Consider the following 17,288-nt stretch of genomic DNA (forward strand, 5'->3'; position numbering starts at 1 on the left):
GGGCGCGGGTGGTCGTCGGCTTGCGCTGGTGAACGCGTCCTGGAGGCGGCGCGGTCACGCGGCCGCGAGATCGAGGGCCTCCACGTCCGTGCGGGACTCCCGCAAGCCTGCGGCCACCGTTGATCACCGTGTGTCGTGCGGTCGGACGAAGAGACGGCGGCCGCGGGCCACCGCGTGGACCCTGCCCGTCGGCGGGCAATGTCCGAGCAGGTCGCAGCCCGGATCGCGGGCCGGTTCCGCAGGGTGGAGCCGAGGGCGGCCGCTCGCGCAGGACCGCGCGGGACACGGACGCACCGGAGTGACTCGAAGTGCGCGATGGGGGAACCGGGAGAGAAGATCTGACGCACGAGGGGAGGCCGGGTACCCACACACCCGGCTCCCCCACCGGAGGAGAGACCACGATGGCGCACGAAGACGACGCCCGGCAGGCCGTGCCGCACACGCCGGGGATGCCTACGGACGGTGACGGCGTCACGCGCCGCCGGCCGCTGCGGGAGCGGCACGTCGAGGAGACGGTCGAGGTCGCGGTGCCGGTACGGACGGCGTACAACCAGTGGACGCAGTTCAAGAGCTTCCCGCGCTTCTCGACCGTGGTGCGCGGCGTCGAGCAGATCAGGCCCGCGGTGACCACCTGGACCATCGGCTACGGGCCCCTGCGCCACCGCTTCGCGGTCGAGATCGTGGAGCAGGACCCCGACGCCTACCTGGCCTGGCGCGGTCTCGAGCAGAACCCCTCCCACCAGGGCGAGGTCGAGTTCAGGCCGACGGAGTCCGGCGGCACCGCGATCACCGTCCGGATGCTCCTGGAACCGCGGGGAGCCGCGAGGATCCTCACCCGCTCGTCCAGGGCCGTCCGGCTGACCGCCCGGCTGGTGCGCGGCGAACTCACGAACTTCAAGCGGTTCATCGAGGGGCTGGGGCAGGAGGGCGGGGCCTGGCGCGGCACCATCCGCAACGGCCGCGTGCAGCACGATCGTCCGGAACCGCCCAGGAGCCGCGTGGCCCAGTGGCCCGTCGGCTGACCCGCGTACCGGACCACGGCAAGAGAAGAGGCGAACCGATGCAGAATCCGCCCGGCGAGGAGCCGGAGACCACCCTCTCCGTGACACCGCCGAAGAAGTGGGCGGCCGGGGTCCCCGCGGTCGTGCACGCGCTGGAGTACTCCCTGGAGCAGACCTCCCCGCGCAAGACCGGGGTGGACCTGCTGGCCATGAACCAGGTGGGCGGGATCGACTGTCCCGGCTGCGCGTGGGCGGACCCGGCCCCGGGCCGGCGCCATCGCAACGAGTACTGCGAGAACGGCGCCAAGCACATCAACGACGAGGCCACCACGCGCCGGGTCACCGCCGACTTCTTCCGCGAGCACAGCGTCGCCGACCTCGCCGCCCGCTCCGACATGTGGCTCAACCAGCAGGGACGGCTCACCGAGCCGATGATCAAGCGGCCCGGCTCCGAGCACTACGAGCCCATCGGCTGGAACGACGCCCTGGGCGTCCTCGCGCAGGAGCTCCGGACGCTGGCCTCCCCCGACGAGGCCGTCTTCTACACCTCCGGCCGCGCCAGCAACGAGGCCGCCTTCGTCCTGCAGCTCTTCGCCCGCGCCTTCGGCACCAACAACCTGCCCGACTGCAGCAACATGTGCCACGAATCCAGCGGCTTCGCCCTGAGCGAGACCCTGGGCACCGGCAAGGGCACCGTCAGCCTCGACGATCTCCACCATGCCGACCTGATCTTCCTGGTCGGGCAGAACCCGGGCACCAACCACCCGCGTCAGCTCACCGCTCTGGAAGAGGCCAAGCGGGGCGGCGGCCGGATCGTGGCGGTCAACCCGCTGCCGGAGGCCGGGCTGCGGCGCTTCAAGAACCCGCAGAAACCGCGCGGGGTCGTCGGACGCGGCACCCAGATCGCCGACCGCTTCCTGCACATCAAGCCCGGTGGCGACCTCGCCCTGTTCCAGGCCCTCAACCGCCTGCTGCTGGAGGCCGAGGACGCCCGGCCCGGCACCGTCCTGGACCACGACTTCATCGACGCCCACACCACCGGCTTCGAGGAGTTCGCCCAGCACGCCCGCACCGTCGACTGGGACGACGTGCGCACGGCGACCGGACTGTCCCGCGAGGAGATCGAGAAGGTCCGCGACGAGGTCCTGCGGAGCGAACGCGTCATCGTCTGCTGGGCCATGGGCATCACCCAGCACAAGCACGGCGTGCCCACCATCCGGGAGATCGTCAACTTCCTGATGCTGCGCGGCAACCTGGGGCGCGCCGGCACCGGCGCCTGCCCGGTGCGCGGCCACAGCAACGTCCAGGGCGACCGCACCATGGGCATCTGGGAGCAGATGCCGGACATCTTCCTCGACGCCCTGCAGAGGGAGTTCGGCTTCGATCCGCCGCGCCCGCACGGCCTGGACTCGGTGAACGCGATCAAGGCGATGCGCGAGGGCCGCGTCAAGGTCTTCCTCGCCCTGGCCGGCAACTTCGTCCGCGCCGCTCCCGACAGCGAGGTCACCGAGGAGGCCATGCGTTCGTGCCGGCTGACCGCCCACATCTCCACCAAGCTCAACCGCTCGCACACCGTCTGCGGCGACACCGCGCTGATCCTGCCGACCCTGGGGCGCACCGAGCGTGACGTCCAGGCCGACGGCGAGCAGTTCGTCACCGTCGAGAACTCGATGAGCGAGGTGCACACCTCCCAGGGCCGCCTCGAACCGGCCTCCCCGCTGCTGCTCAGCGAAGTCGCCATCCTGTGCCGGCTCGCCCGCCGCACCCTGGACGGCAGGGCGGACATCCCCTGGGCCACGTTCGAGGGCGACTACGGCACCATCCGCGACCGCATCTCCCGCATCGTGCCGGGTTTCCACGACTTCAACGCACGGGTGACCCGCCCCGGGGGCTTCCAACTGCCCAACCCGGTCAACGAGGGCGTCTTCAACAACAAGGTCGGCAAGGCCCTGTTCACCTGCAACGAGCGCGTGGTCCCCCGGGCGCCCGAGGGTCACCTGCTGCTGCAGACGCTGCGCTCGCACGACCAGTGGAACACCGTCCCCTACACCAACGACGACCGCTATCGCGGTATCCACGGCAGCCGCCACGTCGTGCTCGTCAACCCTGCCGACCTGACCGAACTCGGCCTCGCCCAGGGCGATCGCGTCGACCTCGTGAGCGTCTGGGCGGACGGCACCGAGCGCCGGGCCGAGAACTTCGAGGTCGTGTCCTACCCGGCCGCCAAGGGATCGGCCGCCGCCTACTACCCGGAGACGAACGTCCTGGTGCCGCTGGACAGCGTCGCCGACATCAGCAACCAGCCCACGTCGAAGGGCATCGTCGTCCGCCTCGAACCCGCCCTCGACCGGACACAGCCCGCACCCGCCTGACCGGCGGCACGATCCCGACGGGACCCGCGACGACAGCGGGCCCCGTCGGGCGTTGCCGGCAGGGGCCACGTGCCCCCAGCAGGTCGGGAGGAACCCGCGGGACGGGGCATGCGGGCGGCCGGGACGGCGGAGGAACGGGTCCGGGTCCCGGGGCGAGGGAGGCACCGATGTCACCGACGTGGGCCGGGCGGCATCGGGCGCGGGGTCCCGGTCTCGCAGACGTGGTGCCGGGCGCGGCGGTGGAGCCGAAGCGGGCCGGGGGCCCGACGACCGGGCCGGTGCTGGTGGCGGCCGGGCGCCGGCCGCGTGCGCGGACGCGGGAACGTCACCTCGACGTACCGCTCTCCCGAGCTCTCCCACCGGGCGCGCGCGGACGCGGGAACGTCGGCTTCGCTCCGCGCGGAGGGCGCCATTGACGCGCGTAGCTCGTTGTCGCACTCTGGGCTCCGGTTGTGGTCGACTCAACGGCTCGACGGTCGGGAGGCCGGAATGTTCAGACGCGTGTCACACTTGCTTCTCTCATTTGTCATGCTCACGACCGGAGTGGTGGTCGGGGTGGGTGTCACCGCCGGCACCGCGCACGCCGACTCCTGCTACACCTGGAACCGCTCCCTCTCCCAGGGGTCCTCCGGCAGCGACGTGACCCAACTCCAGATCCGGGTCGCCGGCTGGGTGACCTCCGGCGAACGGCTCTCCTACGACGGCCAGTACGGCGCACGGACCGCCGCCGCCGTCAAGAAGTTCCAGGCCGCATACGGACTGAGCGCGGACGGGATCGCCGGACCCGCGACCTTCAGCAAGATCTACGCCCTCCAGGACGCCGACTGCACGCCCGTCCACTTCAGCTACGCCGAACTCAACAAGTGCAACTCCGACTGGTCCGGCGGCGCGGTCTCCGCAGCCACCGCCAAGTCGAACGCGCTCAAGACCATGTGGAAGCTGGAGGCGATGCGGCACGCCCTCGGCGACGTCCCGATCACCGTCTCCAGCGGCTTCCGCTCCCGCGCGTGCAACAACGCGGTCGGCGGCTCCGCCACCAGCCGTCACCTCTACGGCGACGCGGCCGACCTCGTCGGCTCGCCGTCCTTGTGCCGCCTCGCCCAGCAGTCCAGGACGCACGGCTTCTCGGAAATCCTCGGCCCCGGCTACCCGGGCCACAACGACCACACCCATGTGGCCTTCGACCCGTCACCGTACTGGTCGGCCCCCACCTGCGGCATCTGACCCACCGAGGACGAACAGGGGCAGGCCCGTCCTCCCCTGAGCCTTACGACGCCGGCCCGTAGGTCACCGAAGACGTCGACACGAAGACCGGGCTCCTCAACGGCCGGGCCCGCCCGCTGATCCGGCGGGCCACGCCGGATCAGCGGGATGACAGCCCCGTGGCCGCTCCGTCCTACCGGGCGAACCGTACGGGCAGGCTGCGCGGACCGCGGATCATCATTCCCGGGCGCCAGGTGATCGCCGCCGGGTGGACGTCCAGGGCCAGGTCCGGGCAGCGTTCCAGCAGCGTCCGCAGGGCGATGCGCGCCTCCAGCCGGGCCAGCGGCGCACCCAGGCAGTGGTGGATGCCGTGGCCGAACGCCACATGGCCGCGGGCGTCACGGAGGATGTCGAAGCGGTCGGGCTCGGGGAAGCGTTCGGGGTCGCGGTTGGCATCGGCCATGGCGACGAGGACGAGTTCGCCCCCTCCGGGGATGACCGTGTCACCGATCGTCACCGGTTCGGTGGTGAAGCGGAACGTGGGGGTCTCCAGCGGTCCCTCGTAGCGCAGCGCCTCCTCGACGGCTGCGTCGACGAGGGAGGGGTCCGCGCGCAGAGCGGCCAGTTGCTCCGAGTGGGTCAGCAGGGCGAGGACGGCGTTGGATATGAGGTTCACGGTGGTCTCGTGGCCGGCCACGAGCAGCAGCCAGGCCATGCCGAGGAGTTCCTCGTGGGAGAGCCTGTCGCCGTCGTCCTCCGAGTTGTGGATCAGCCCGCTCATGAGATCGTCACCGGGCTGCTGCCGCTTGCGCCCCACCAGCTCCACCAGGTAATGCGCCATCGACTTCGCCGCGGCCTGACGCAGTTCGGGGTCGGCCGCGCCGAGTGCGTCGTTCGACCACGCCCTGAAGGATTCCCGGTCCAGGTCCGGCACGCCCAGGAGTTCGCAGATCACGGAGATGGGCAGCGGGAAGGACAGCGCCTCGACGAGGTCGACGCGCCCGCCGGGGGCGGCGAGCATCCTGTCCAGGAGCGTGTCCGTCGTCTCCTGGATGCGCGGGGCGAGCTCCTCGACGCGGCGCGTGGTGAACTCCCGGGCGACCAGCTTGCGCAGCCGGGTGTGGTCCGGCGGGTCGGCCCTGAGCATATGCGTGCCGGGGGATATGGCGCCGAGGGGAAGGGAGGGTGAGGCCTTGCTCCAGTCCTTGGAGAGTCTCTGGTCCGCGAGAGCGGCGCGTCCGGCCTCGTATCCGACGACGAGCCAGGCCTCCGCGCCTCCTTCCGGCATGCGAACGCGGTGCACCGGGCCCTGCGACCGCAGTCGGGCGTAGACGGGGTAGGGGTCGCGGGTGAAGGACTCGCCGAGCGCCGCGAGGTCGACCACGCTCATGGGAATACCACCTGACTGATTCCGGGAAAAGGAGTCGTACGCCGCAGTGACCCGGGCGCGAACGTCATGGCGACGCGGAGGCGGCAGGGAGGGGATCACTCGGGAAGCGGCCGGCGGTTGTCGTCCACCGGCGTGTGCGGCGCCGTGGAGGAACGCGTTTCGGCCGGGCCGTGGGCGCGTGCACGCCGGATGCCGCCGACTCATGGTTCCGGTAATGGTCCGCCCCCTCGGATCAACACCTGACCGCCCACCGACTGTAGCTCCTGTCGCCACTGAAGGGAGGCGAATATCGGGCGCGCGGAAGGCTGTGGGCGCGTCGGTGCGACCGGTCGGGTGTCGGTTTCCGTACGGGAGCCGGTGGGCCTCGTACTGGCTTCCCGTCGTCAGCCCGTAGGTCAGTGTGCGGTGACTGGTGCCGTGCACGCCGCGTTGTCCGTAGGCCGTGCGGGAGCGGTGGGCGGCGTCGTTCCGCTCCTCGAAGATGACGACGTGGCGGGTGTTGTCGTCGCCGGTGGCGTCGATGACGAGGTCGCCGGGCTGGAGTTCGCCCATCGCAAGAGGGCGGGAGAGCCTGCGGTCGGCCGGCCCCACGGTGTTGGTGCCGGGCGTCCGTCGTCGACGGTGAGCCGGGGCGCGGCGCGCTGCAGGGCCTGCTGCCGGGAGCCGGGCCGCGGGGCGGGCGGGTCGCCCGACGGTGGCCCGCCGGAAGTGACGGGCCGTCGGTGGCCTCCTCCGGCGTGAGCGGAGGAGGCCACCGGCAGCGTCACATGCTCAGCGGTTGGTCCACAGGTTCCAGAAGAACGTGCCCTCGGCGCACTGGTAGCGGTCCCAGTGACCGCGGTCGATTCCCTGCTGACCGGCGGTCTGGCAGCCGCCCAGGGTCATGTACTTGCCGCGGTGGACGTCGAGGCCGTCGGCCGCCTGGACGGCGGACACCTGGTGGGATGCCGCGCCGGGTGCGGCGACGGCCGGCGCCGCCGCGCCCAGGCTGCCGAGTCCGACGACGGCGAGGGCTGCGAAGGCGGACAGTGCGGTGCGTACACGCATGGTGAAGATCCTTCCGGTAGGGGTTCGGGTCGGTCCGCGCGGCATCCGCCGACACGGCCATGAGGACCGGCACGCTCACCCTCGAGGGTGATCCGCTCAGCCGGTATGCCGAGTTTGCGCAGGAAACGGCACTCCTACAACCGGATCCCGGTTGCTTCATCGATGTCGGGATAAATACAGTCCTGACCTGCTGGGACGCCCCCGTCCCGGGACATGGGACAGCCGGCGGGGACGCGGTTGCCCCCTTCGCGGAAAGGCCCGATCGATGACCGGCCAACAACCGGACCCCCGCGCGGCAGCACGGAAGCTGGGAGGCGCCCTGCGCGGCCTGCAGCAGCGATCGGGGCTCACACTGCGCGGCCTGGAGGCCCGGGTCCGGATCAGCGACTCGTCCCTCTCCCGCTACTTCCGCGGCGAAACCGTGCCGGCCTGGCCCGTGGTGCGGGACCTGTGCCGGGCACTGGGCGCCGACCCCGCCGAGTACCGCGCCCTGTGGGAAGCAGCCGACCCCGCCCACCACGACGAACCAGCCACCGTCGGCAACGGCGACCGCGACCGCGACCGCGACCGCGACGAGGCTGCCGGATCCTCAGCCGGGCCCCGCCCGGTCCGGCGGCGCCGGCTGCTCAGGCCGTGGTCCCGCCGCCGGATCATCGCCACAGCCGCTTCCTCCGTCGTGGCCGGTGGGCTGGTGACAGGCCTGCTGCTCCGGCTTCCGGCCCAGAGCGGGCCCGGCACCACACCCACGCCGGGCGCCGCAGCCGGCGCAGGCAGCAGTGCCGGCGTCGTCGTCCACAACGTCGAAAAGAAGTGCCAGGAACCGCGCACGCACTACTGCGCCCTGTCCCTGGCCTACAGCCCCTACCGCCCCTACAACACCACCAACTCCGCAGGCCGCGTCTGGCACCACGACCTCCTCCCAGCCCACTGCACCATCGCCAACGGCGTCACCATCACCGACGAGGACCACAAACACACCAGTATCTGGATCCAGGTCACGCACAACGGAAAACACGTCTGGCTCCCCGGGATCCGCGTCCACCCCGACCACCTCAACCAACTCACCACCGTCCTGCCCCTCTGCACGTCCTAGGGTCCGTCTTCAAAGATCATCCGGGTGGTAGACCATGGTGGGGTGGTACGTCGTCATGAACTCACTGACCAGGAGTGGGAGTTGCTCGCTCCGCTGATACCGCGGGCCGCGACGGGGCGGCCGCGTGTGTCGGACCGGCAGGTCGTCAACGGGATGGTCTACAAGATCCGGACCGGGATCTCCTGGCGTGACCTGCCGGAATGTTACGGGCCATGGAAGACCGTGTACACCCGCTTCCGCCGCTACGCCCCCGGCGGGGTGTTCACTCAAGCCCTGCAGCAGATCCAGGCCCACGCCGACGCGGCCGGTGACATCGACTGGCTGGTCCAGATCGACTCCACCATCGTCCGCGCCCACCAGCACGCCGCCGCCACCGGCCGAAAAGGGGGATCCAGCGGCCGGACAAACCGGACGATCACGCCCTCGGTCGATCCCGAGGCGGACTGACCACCAGAATCCACCTTGCCTGCGACGGCCGCGGCCGCCCCCTCGCGATCCTGCTGACCCCAGACCAACGCCACGACAGCATCTGCGCACGCCCCCTCCCCGAACGCATTCACGTCCCGCGCACCGGTCCTGGCCGACCTCGCTGCAGACCCGACCAGGTCATCGCCGACAAGGCCTACAGCTCTCGCGGCCTCCGCGCCTACCTGCGCAGACGCGGTATCGCATACACCATCCCGGAGAAGGCCGACCAGCAGCGCCACCGGCTGAACCGGGGCCGCCGTGGCGGTAGGCCACCCTCGTTCGACCGAGAGGCCTACCGCCGGCGCAACACCGTCGAGCACTGCTTCAACCGGCTCAAGGGCTTCCGCGGGATCGCGACCAGGTACGACAAGACCGCCACCTCCTACGAGGCAGCGGTCAGCCTCGCGTCGTTCCTGCTCTGGGCAAGATCCGTTTGAAGACGGACCCTAGATCCTCAGGACGGAGAGCTGTACCGGATCGGGTGCGAGGGATGCGCATCCCGGCCCCCGGATGCGGGGCCCCGGGACAGGCGCGGTCAGTGTCCGGTGCTCCTCGCGTTCCGGCGTCGGCAGCGGCGCGGACGGGAGCCGTCGCGGGCGACGGCGGTGTCGGAGGTGGCCTGCCTGCCGCAGTGCCCGGCGTCCGACGACGAGGAGCCGGCCGCCTGGTGGACATCGACGCTTCCCCACTCCGCAGCAACCTTGCTTACGAGGGGTCCCGCGGCGGACCGTGCGTCGGCCGCGGCGGAGGCCGGCTCGGCGCGGACGGGCTCCGCCGCGGACTGCCCGGCAGCGCACAGGGACGAGACCAGCACCAGAACCCAACGCAGCACGGAACCCGCTCTGTGGTGCGAAGAGGGCACTGTCATCGTGAGGGCTCAGTAAGGCGATACCGCAATGCGGGAGCCACGACAGGGCATACCGCCAGGGGTATGCCCCCGTGGATCGTGAAGACGTCATTCGCGCCGCGCTCGGGTCGGTGCAAACACCACCCGCGGCCGGGAGCGGCGGCACCCCGAGGTCGCACCCGAGCGGCACCCCGAGGTCGCACCCGAGTGGATGCCGGGCCGCTCCCCGGCCGCAACCGTCCCGGTCTCGAGACAGGGTCGGGAGACGGCGCGGGCAACCGGGACGCCGCGGAGGTCATGACAGCGGTCCACCTCCACGACATGAGGATCGCCGGGCGCAGAAGACCGGTCAGCGGCACCACGCACAGGCTCCCTCCCGGAGTGGCGCAGCGACCCGCCACCTTCCCGTTCCGTGACGGCGCCGGAGACCTGGCATGTGAGGCGCACCACTCCCGGATACCCCCCGGGGCATAAACCGGATCCTGTTACGGTTGAGCTCAGACATACCCCCCAGGGTATTTCTGAAGACAAGTTGAGCAGGAGTTCCCCGCATGGTTCCCGAGATCGACCAGGAAAGGTTCGCCGAGGCGCACGCCGCGGGCGCCCTCGTCGTCGACGTCCGCAACAGCGGCGAGTACCGCGCCGGCCACGTCCCCGGCGCCCGGTCGGCACCGCTGCCCAACCTCCCGCTGGCCCTCGCCGAACTGCCCAAGGACCGACCGGTCCACGTGATCTGCCAGAGCGGCGGCCGCAGCGCACAGGCGACCTCTCTGCTTCGCGGCCTGGGCTACGACGCCCACAGCGTCAGCGGCGGCACCGCCGCCTGGATCGACGCGGGCCACCCCGCGGTCACGGGTGACGAGCCCGGCACGCCCACCGCCCCCGCCACCTCCACCTCCGAGGAGACGCGATGATCACCGTTCTGCCCGTCGAGACCCCTGGCCTGGGTGACCGCACCTACCTCGCCCACGACGGTTCCGTGGCCCTGGTGGTCGACCCCCAGCGCGACTACGACCGCGTCACCGCGCTGGCCGACGCCGCCGGCGTGCGGATCACCCACGTGTTCGAGACGCACATCCACAACGACTACGTCACCGGCGGCCTGGCCCTGGCCCGCGAGGTGGGCGCGCAGTACCTGGTCAACGCCGACGACGAGGTCTCCTACGAGCGGACCCCGGTGCGCGACGGGCAGGTGATCGAGGTCGGCGACACCCTGCGGGTGCGGGCGATCCACACCCCGGGACACACCCACACCCACCTGTCCTACGCCCTGGAGGCCGGCGGGGAGCAGGTCGCGGTGTTCACCGGCGGCTCCCTGCTGTACGGCACCACCGGACGCCCCGACCTGCTGGGTCCCGACCACACCGACACCCTGGTACGCGCACAGTGGCGCTCGGCGCGACGGCTGGCGGAGGAACTGCCGGACGAGACCGCCGTCTACCCCACCCACGGGTTCGGCTCCTTCTGCTCCGCGACCCAGGCCACCGGCCTGGCCAGCACCATCGGCGAGGAGAAGCGGACCAACACCGCGCTGACCGCCGACGAGGAGGCCTACGTCGAGCAGCTCCTGGCGGGCCTGGACGCCTACCCGGCCTACTACGCCCACATGGGCCCGGCCAACTCCGGCGAGCCCGGCAAGCCGGACCTGTCCGCGCCGTCCGTGGCGGACCCGGCCGAACTGCGCCGCCGGATCGAGGCCGGCGAGTGGGTGGTGGACCTGCGCGACCGCACCGCCTTCGCCGCCGGGCACCTGGCCGGCAGCCTCAACTTCGGCCTGGACGGCCAGTTCGTCACCTACCTGGGCTGGCTGATCCCGTGGGGCACCCCGCTCACCCTGCTCGGCGAGAGTGCCGCGGACGTGGCCGAGGCCCAGCGCGAGCTGGTCCGCATCGGCATCGACCGCCCGGCCGCCATGGCCACCGGCGGTCCCGAGCACTGGGCCGGCGGTGAGCCCCTGGCCGCCTACGAGCGCGCCACCTTCGGCGACCTCAAGGCCGCCCTGGACGGCGCCGACGGGTTCGTCGTCCTGGACGTGCGGCGCCACCAGGAGCGCGACGAGGCGCACATCCCCGGCACGGTGCACATCCCCGTCCACGAGGTGCCGGGCCGCCTCGAGGAGATCCCCGCGGGCCGTGTCTGGGTGCACTGCGCCGGCGGCTACCGCGCCGGGGTCGTCGCCGCGCTGCTCCACGCCCGCGGCCGCGACGTCGTCGCCGTCGACGACAGCTTCGACAACGCCCTCGACCTGGGGCTGTGCTCCCTCCCCTCCGACATCCCCGCTCCCCGCGACAACCGACAGGAGATCAACGCGTGACCACCTCCACCACCCCCCGCAGCCTGACCATCGACGAACTGCGCGCCAAGCTCGACTCGGCCAATCCGCCCCGGCTGCTCGACGTCCGTTCCCCCGCCGAGTTCGAGGGCGCGCACATCCCCGGCTCCTACAACGTCCCGCTGGACACCCTGCGCGAGCACCGCGAGGAGCTGACCCGGCACCTGGACACCGACGTGGTGCTGGTGTGCCGCTCCGGCCAGCGGGCCGGCCAGGCCGAACGCGCCCTCGCCGAGGCCGGGCTCCCCGGCCTGGCCGTCCTGTCGGGCGGCATGACCGCCTGGGAGAAGTCCGGCGCCCCGACGAACTACGGCCAGGAACGCTGGGACATGGAGCGCCAGGTCCGCCTGGTCGCCGGCTCCCTGGTGCTGGTCGGTGCCCTCGGCAGCTTCGCCGTCCCCGGTATGCAGGCGCTGTCCGCGTTCGTCGGCGGCGGACTGGCCTTCGCCGCGATCAGCAACACCTGTGCCATGGGCGTGCTGCTGTCGAAGATGCCGTGGAACCGCACACCGTCCTTCGACCCGCGCAAGGCAGTCGCCCAGCTCGCCGACGGCAGGTGACCGTCATGACGCTGACGCTCGTCCTGGTCCTCGCGCTGCTGGTCGGCGTCTCCCTCGGTCTGCTCGGGGGAGGCGGGTCGATCCTGACCGTGCCGCTGCTGGTCTACGTCGCGGGCATGGACGCCAAGGAGGCCATCGCCACCTCCTTGTTCGTCGTCGGCGTCACCTCCGCCGTGGGCATGATCAACCATGCCCGCGGTGGACGGGTCCGCTGGCGCACCGGCGTCCTGTTCGGAGCGGCCGGCATGGCCGGCGCCTACACCGGCGGACTGATCGGCGGCCACATCCCCGACGTCGTCCTGCTGATCGCCTTCGCGGTCATGATGATCGTCACCGCCGCCGCCATGCTCCGCGGCCGGCGAGGCGCCGGCCCCGACCGGGTTCATCAGCAGCTCCCGGTGGGACGGGTCCTGCTGGACGGCGCTGCCGTCGGCCTGGCCACCGGCCTGGTCGGCGCGGGTGGCGGCTTCCTCGTCGTCCCCGCCCTGGCCCTGCTGGGCGGCCTGCCCATGCCGGTCGCCGTCGGCACCTCCCTGCTGGTCATCGCGATGAAGTCCGCCGCGGGCTTCGCCGGCTACCTCTCGACCGTGCAGATCGACTGGACCCTGACCCTGGCCGTCACCGGGTTCGCGGTCGTCGGCAGCCTCGCCGGGGCCCGGCTGGCCGGACACGTCCCCGCCCACGTCCTGTCCCGGCTCTTCGCCTGGTTCGTGCTGGCCATGGGCACCTTCGTCCTGGTCCAGCAGGCCCCCGCCCACATCGCCGTCCCACTCCTGGCGGCCCTCGCCTCGTTGGGCGCCGGCGTGGGCGTCTGCTACGGCTTCGTCGCCCGCTGTCCGCTGCGACGCGCTGTGCACCGCACCTGACACTCCCCGCCCGGGCCCACCGCTGCCCCGGCGCACCGTTTCCTCGGTGCGCCGGGGCAGCGGTATGCCCGGGCAGTGGCGTGTCGGGCGGAATGCCCCGCCCCATTCCGGCGTTATGTACCCCAGGGGGTATCAACCACCCGACTCCGGCGAAACGGAAGGGACCGTTCCATGAGCACCGTCGCGCTGACCGCCGCGGACTTCGAGCAGACCGTCACCGGCAACGACATAGTCCTCGTCGACTTCTGGGCCTCCTGGTGCGGACCGTGCCGGATGTTCGCCCCCGTCTACGAGAAGGCCTCCGAGGCCCACTCCGACATCGTCTTCGGCAAGGTCGACACCGAGGCCGAGCAGGCTCTCGCCGCCGCCGCGGACATCACCTCGATCCCCACCCTGATGGCCTTCCGCGAAGGCGTCCTGGTCTTCTCCCAGCCCGGCGCCCTGCCACCGCAGGCCCTGGACCAGCTGATCACCGCCGTCCGCGGGCTCGACATGAACGAGGTCCGCGCCTCCCTCGCCGCCCAGTGACCACGGCCGACCCCCGGCCGGCCCTTCGAGAGGAACACCCCATGGTCCAGCTCCCCGCCGACCAGGTACGGTCGGCCGCCAACCGGCTCAAGCGCGCCCAGGGCCAGCTCGCCGGCGTCGTGCGCATGCTGGAGGAAGGACGCGACTGCGAGGACGTCGTCACCCAGCTCGCCGCGGTCAACCGCGCGCTGGACCGCGCCGGCTTCGCCATCGTCGCCAGCGGACTCAAGCAGTGCCTGACCCAGGAGGGCGGCGCCGACAGCCTCGACACCCAGAAGATGGAGAAGCTCTTCCTCTCCCTCTCCTGAGGCGCTTCCGCCCCGGTCAAGCGAGGGCGCCCGTAGAGCACCTCCCTGTACCCCTACCGTCCTCACCACTTCCGTGACCGGCGGGCTGCCACTGCCCACCGGGAGCGTTCGCGCCTTCGCCGCGTGGCTCTCCACACGTTGAACAGCAGCGCTTTCACAGCGCTTCGGGAGGCACTTCGGAGGCCTCCCCCAGTCGTGAACAACCGCCGTCGCGAGTCCGCCGACGAAGCCACTTCCGGGTCACCGGCCGTGGGCCGCGCTGCGCGGCAGGGGATCGACACCGGGCCGGCGACCGGGGCGGAGGGCTGCGTGGCGTTACCGCCACTACCGTGCCTCAGGAGCTTTCAGCAGCTTTCCGCCCCCGAACTGTGCGCGACGCTCACCGGCGCCACCCATCTGACCCGCCCGTGGTGCTGAGCGGGTGAGCCAGTCGATGCCGTGCCGTTGAGAAGAGGATGCCGCCGCCTCCGCCGCACTGGAGGAGGCCCTCACGGACGAAGGCATCTCCTTCCATACCGGTGTCACGCCGGTGCGCGTCGCACCCTCCGGCGACCAGATCGTCCTCACCGTCGGCGACGGCACGGGCACCAGCACGCTGTCCGCCGAGCGCCTCCTCGTCGCCACCGGCCGCCGGTCCGCGACGGACCCGCTCGACCTCAAGGCCGCCGGCCTGGAGACCGGCCCCGCCGGAGAGGTCGTCGTCGACGAGCACCAGCGCACCGCCCACCCGCGGATCTGGGCCGCCGGCGAGGTAGCCCGCCCGGAACCGGTCGGCCTCGACCAGTAGCTTGCCGAGGTCGCCCGCCTCGAACGCGGCCCCGCGCCCGAACGCGGCCGTCGACGGAGACAATGCTGCCGTTCCCGCCGATCAGTGTGGCGCCGGGGAAGGCCCCGCCGAGGACGGGCAGAAGGTCGCGGACAGGTCAGGCGGAGGCGAAGACCAGCTGGTGACCAGCGCGCTCACACGTCTCGATGGCGGCCAAGATCCGGCGGTCGATCGTCCGGCCGTCGAAGCAGAGCGTGCCGTCGATGTCGAAGACCGTGGTGCGGGCAGTGCAGGCGATCACGACGGAGATCGTATCGAGCCGACATCGTGCACGATCTACTGGCTACTGGCCGCCAAGGCGGCCTCGCCAGGTCCCAGACGGCCGCCGCACGTGCGCCGGCGCAGCGCTGGGACGGCGGGGCGGAAGAGGACGCCGGAGAGCGGCTTCGAACCTCATGCCTCCGCGACGGACGTGGCGCTTTCTGCATGTCCGTCCAGGGCGGGGCCGGGGGCTCCTGGAGCAGAGCCGTTCGTCCGGGTGCGATCGGTGAAGCGGTGGCGGTAGGACGTCGGTGTGGTCGCGTAGTGCGCGGTGAAGTTCTGCCGGAAGGTCACGGCACTGGCGAACCCGCACGCCGCAGCGAGCGACAGGTCCACGAGACCCTGATGACACTGCTGCACTCGAACTGGGCCGCGGTCACCACCACCGACACATGGGCATCGGCCGTCACCGACGAAGACCGCCTCGTCAAGAGCGACCTCGTCACCTCGGCCACGCAGGGCCTGGCCGCCCACTGACGGCGCACCGCCCTCCATAAGGTGGGAGCGCCTCGCACGAGGACGAGGCCGTGGCGCTCTCACCCGGCGGGCCCGCACCGGGGGGGGGCAGGCATGCCCCGCCCTTCCCCGCCGCCCACGCGGCAGTCACCGGGCGGCCGCCGCCCGGGCGCAGGCCCGCTGACCGGCAGGCCGTGACCTGCCGCCGAGAAACGGTCTGCCTGACGGCTGCCCGAAGCGGGTTCCCGACCGACGGAATACCCCCCTAGGTATAGGTGTTAGTGTGGATGTCAGATACCCCCCGGGGTACATCGTTCGAGAGGAGAGGTGAGCCGTGTTCTTTGTCGACACCCTGGAGTTCGAGGGCCTGGGCAACCGCAGCTACCTGGCCGGCGGACCCGACGCCGCGGTGGTCGTCGACCCGCCGCGCGACATCGACCAGGTCATCGCCGCAGCGGCCCGTCGCGGGGTGCGCATCGCTCTCGTGGCCGAGACCCATGTGCACAACGACTACGTCACCGGCGGCCTGGAGCTGGCCCGCGTCACCGGCGCCCGGTACCTGGTGCCGGCCGGGGCTCGTGTGTCCTTCCCCCGTACCCCCGTCGCCGACGGCGACACCGTGACGGTGGACGAGGGCCTGGTGCTGCGCGCGATCGCCACCCCCGGGCACACCCCTCACCACACCTCCTACGCCCTCACCGAGGACGGGCGCGGTGTGGCGGCGTTCACCGGCGGGTCGCTGCTGATCGGCACCGTGGGCCGCCCGGACCTGGTCGAGCCGCGGCTGACCGAGGAGCTGGCCCGTGCCCAGCACGCCTCCGCCCACCGCCTGGCCGACGAGCTGGACGACGAGGTGCCGGTGCTGCCCACCCACGGGTTCGGCAGCTTCTGCTCCTCCTCCCAGGCCGAGGGGGACGCGACCACGATCGGTGCGGAGCGCAAGACCAACGACGCGCTGAACCTGGACGTGGACACCTTCGTCGCCCGGATGCTCGCGGGCCTGGACGACGTACCCGCCTACTACGCGCACATGGGTCCGGCCAACGCCGCCGGCCCCGCACCGGTCGACCTCACCCCGCCGAGGCGCGCGGACGCGGGCGAGATCGCCGCCCGGCTGGCCGCGGGCGAGTGGGTGGTGGACCTGCGCAGCCGCGTCGCCTTCGCCGAGGGACACGTGGCCGGGGCGTTCAACTTCGAGGGCGAGGGCAAACTCGCCACCTACCTGGCCTGGCTGATCCCGTGGGGCAAGCCCGTCACCCTGCTCGCCGACACCCCGGAGCGGATCGCCGACGCGCAGCGCGAACTCGCGCGGGTGGGCATCGACCGCCCGGCCGCCGCCGCCACCGGTGATCCGGCCGGCTGGGTCCGCGAGGGCGAGCAGCTCGTCTCCTTCCCCCGCGCCCGCTTCGCCGACCTCGCCGACGTCCACGAGCGCGGCGACGGCGTGGTCGTCCTGGACGTACGACGGGACTCCGAGCGCGCGGGCGGCCACATCGACGGCTCGGTCCACATCCCGATTCACGAATTGCACGGCCGCATCGGCGAAGTGCCGCCCGGGACCGTATGGGTGCACTGCGCGGGCGGGATGCGCGCGGCGATCGCCGCCTCCCTGCTCGACGCCGCCGGCCGCGACGTGGTCGCCGTCGACGACGGCTTCGACGCCGCGGCGGATGCCGGGCTGTCCCTGGCTTTTGACTGAGAGCAACCGTTCCGCCTGTAAGGAAGGAAGC

18 protein-coding genes are annotated in these 17,288 nt (G+C 71.8%); 14 read left to right on the forward strand and 4 right to left on the reverse strand.

The window, feature by feature from the left end:
- Window positions 1-401: 401 nt before the first annotated feature.
- The 3 genes from ACIA6T_RS32195 to ACIA6T_RS32205 all read left to right on the forward strand — a co-directional run bounded on the left by ACIA6T_RS32195 (window position 402) and on the right by ACIA6T_RS32205 (window position 4,597).
- Window positions 402-1,022: an SRPBCC family protein gene (locus ACIA6T_RS32195; protein ID WP_399450054.1), complete on the forward strand. Its 621-nt coding sequence runs from the start codon at window positions 402-404 to the stop codon at window positions 1,020-1,022.
- 38 nt (window positions 1,023-1,060) lie between these two features.
- Window positions 1,061-3,373 (forward strand): FdhF/YdeP family oxidoreductase, encoded by a 2,313-nt coding sequence (locus ACIA6T_RS32200; RefSeq protein WP_399450055.1) that lies wholly within the window; start codon window positions 1,061-1,063, stop codon window positions 3,371-3,373.
- A 489-nt stretch (window positions 3,374-3,862) separates the two neighbouring features.
- Entirely contained in the window at window positions 3,863-4,597 is a 735-nt protein-coding gene (locus ACIA6T_RS32205; protein ID WP_399450056.1) for a D-Ala-D-Ala carboxypeptidase family metallohydrolase, read from the forward strand.
- A 172-nt stretch (window positions 4,598-4,769) separates the two neighbouring features.
- Here the strand turns inward: ACIA6T_RS32205 and ACIA6T_RS32210 are convergent, their stop codons facing one another.
- Both ACIA6T_RS32210 and ACIA6T_RS32215 read right to left on the reverse strand, forming a co-directional pair.
- On the reverse strand, window positions 4,770-5,966 hold the full coding sequence (locus ACIA6T_RS32210) for a cytochrome P450 (protein ID WP_399450057.1): 1,197 nt from the start codon (window positions 5,964-5,966) through the stop codon (window positions 4,770-4,772).
- A 771-nt stretch (window positions 5,967-6,737) separates the two neighbouring features.
- Window positions 6,738-7,013 carry a hypothetical protein gene (locus ACIA6T_RS32215; RefSeq protein WP_399450058.1) on the reverse strand — a complete coding sequence of 92 codons (276 nt, stop codon included), beginning with the start codon at window positions 7,011-7,013 and terminating at the stop codon, window positions 6,738-6,740.
- A gap of 265 nt (window positions 7,014-7,278) precedes the next feature.
- On the opposite strand from ACIA6T_RS32215, the gene ACIA6T_RS32220 reads away from it, so the two are divergent.
- A complete protein-coding gene (locus ACIA6T_RS32220) occupies window positions 7,279-8,106 on the forward strand; it encodes a helix-turn-helix domain-containing protein (RefSeq protein ID WP_399450059.1) in 828 nt (275 codons plus the stop codon).
- Window positions 8,107-8,148: 42 nt separating this feature from the next.
- A protein-coding gene (locus ACIA6T_RS32225; RefSeq protein WP_399450060.1) for an IS5 family transposase occupies window positions 8,149-9,011 on the forward strand; the annotation gives its coding sequence in 2 pieces (ribosomal slippage) (window positions 8,149-8,505 and window positions 8,508-9,011; 861 coding nt in all).
- Between the two features lie 98 nt (window positions 9,012-9,109).
- Here the strand turns inward: ACIA6T_RS32225 and ACIA6T_RS32230 are convergent.
- The gene (locus ACIA6T_RS32230; protein ID WP_399450061.1) at window positions 9,110-9,406 is read right to left on the reverse strand and encodes a hypothetical protein; all 297 of its coding nucleotides are present in this window, start codon (window positions 9,404-9,406) and stop codon (window positions 9,110-9,112) included.
- Window positions 9,407-9,972: 566 nt separating this feature from the next.
- Here ACIA6T_RS32230 and ACIA6T_RS32235 point away from each other — a divergent pair.
- The 7 genes from ACIA6T_RS32235 (at window position 9,973) to ACIA6T_RS32265 (ending at window position 14,802) form a co-directional block, all read left to right on the forward strand.
- Window positions 9,973-10,335, forward strand: coding sequence for a rhodanese-like domain-containing protein (locus tag ACIA6T_RS32235; RefSeq protein ID WP_399450062.1), 363 nt, complete (start codon window positions 9,973-9,975; stop codon window positions 10,333-10,335).
- On the forward strand, window positions 10,332-11,735 hold the full coding sequence (locus ACIA6T_RS32240) for a rhodanese-like domain-containing protein (RefSeq protein ID WP_399450063.1): 1,404 nt from the start codon (window positions 10,332-10,334) through the stop codon (window positions 11,733-11,735). Before ACIA6T_RS32235 ends, ACIA6T_RS32240 begins: the two co-directional genes overlap by 4 nt.
- Window positions 11,732-12,313, forward strand: coding sequence for a rhodanese-like domain-containing protein (locus ACIA6T_RS32245; RefSeq protein ID WP_399450064.1), 582 nt, complete (start codon window positions 11,732-11,734; stop codon window positions 12,311-12,313). The genes ACIA6T_RS32240 and ACIA6T_RS32245 overlap by 4 nt, the downstream gene beginning before the upstream one ends.
- A gap of 5 nt (window positions 12,314-12,318) precedes the next feature.
- Window positions 12,319-13,179: a sulfite exporter TauE/SafE family protein gene (locus ACIA6T_RS32250; protein ID WP_399450065.1), complete on the forward strand. Its 861-nt coding sequence runs from the start codon at window positions 12,319-12,321 to the stop codon at window positions 13,177-13,179.
- 171 nt (window positions 13,180-13,350) lie between these two features.
- Window positions 13,351-13,707: a thioredoxin gene (trxA, locus tag ACIA6T_RS32255; protein ID WP_399450066.1), complete on the forward strand. Its 357-nt coding sequence runs from the start codon at window positions 13,351-13,353 to the stop codon at window positions 13,705-13,707.
- Between the two features lie 41 nt (window positions 13,708-13,748).
- A complete protein-coding gene (locus ACIA6T_RS32260) occupies window positions 13,749-14,015 on the forward strand; it encodes a metal-sensitive transcriptional regulator (RefSeq protein WP_210921691.1) in 267 nt (88 codons plus the stop codon).
- 502 nt (window positions 14,016-14,517) lie between these two features.
- Window positions 14,518-14,802, forward strand: a complete 285-nt coding sequence (locus ACIA6T_RS32265) for an FAD-dependent oxidoreductase (protein WP_399450090.1) — start codon at window positions 14,518-14,520, stop codon at window positions 14,800-14,802.
- 136 nt (window positions 14,803-14,938) lie between these two features.
- On the opposite strand, the gene ACIA6T_RS32270 is transcribed toward ACIA6T_RS32265, so the two are convergent.
- The gene (locus ACIA6T_RS32270; protein WP_399450067.1) at window positions 14,939-15,082 is read right to left on the reverse strand and encodes an HAD hydrolase family protein; all 144 of its coding nucleotides are present in this window, start codon (window positions 15,080-15,082) and stop codon (window positions 14,939-14,941) included.
- A 365-nt stretch (window positions 15,083-15,447) separates the two neighbouring features.
- Here ACIA6T_RS32270 and ACIA6T_RS32275 point away from each other — a divergent pair, with 365 nt between their 5' ends.
- Window positions 15,448-15,579, forward strand: a complete 132-nt coding sequence (locus ACIA6T_RS32275) for a hypothetical protein (RefSeq protein WP_399450068.1) — start codon at window positions 15,448-15,450, stop codon at window positions 15,577-15,579.
- A gap of 313 nt (window positions 15,580-15,892) precedes the next feature.
- Window positions 15,893-17,257 (forward strand): rhodanese-like domain-containing protein, encoded by a 1,365-nt coding sequence (locus ACIA6T_RS32280; protein WP_399450069.1) that lies wholly within the window; start codon window positions 15,893-15,895, stop codon window positions 17,255-17,257.
- Window positions 17,258-17,288: the final 31 nt, after the last annotated feature.

This window comes from Streptomyces sp. NPDC051740, from assembly GCF_044453165.1.
In the GTDB taxonomy this organism is placed as follows: domain Bacteria; phylum Actinomycetota; class Actinomycetes; order Streptomycetales; family Streptomycetaceae; genus Streptomyces; species Streptomyces atrovirens.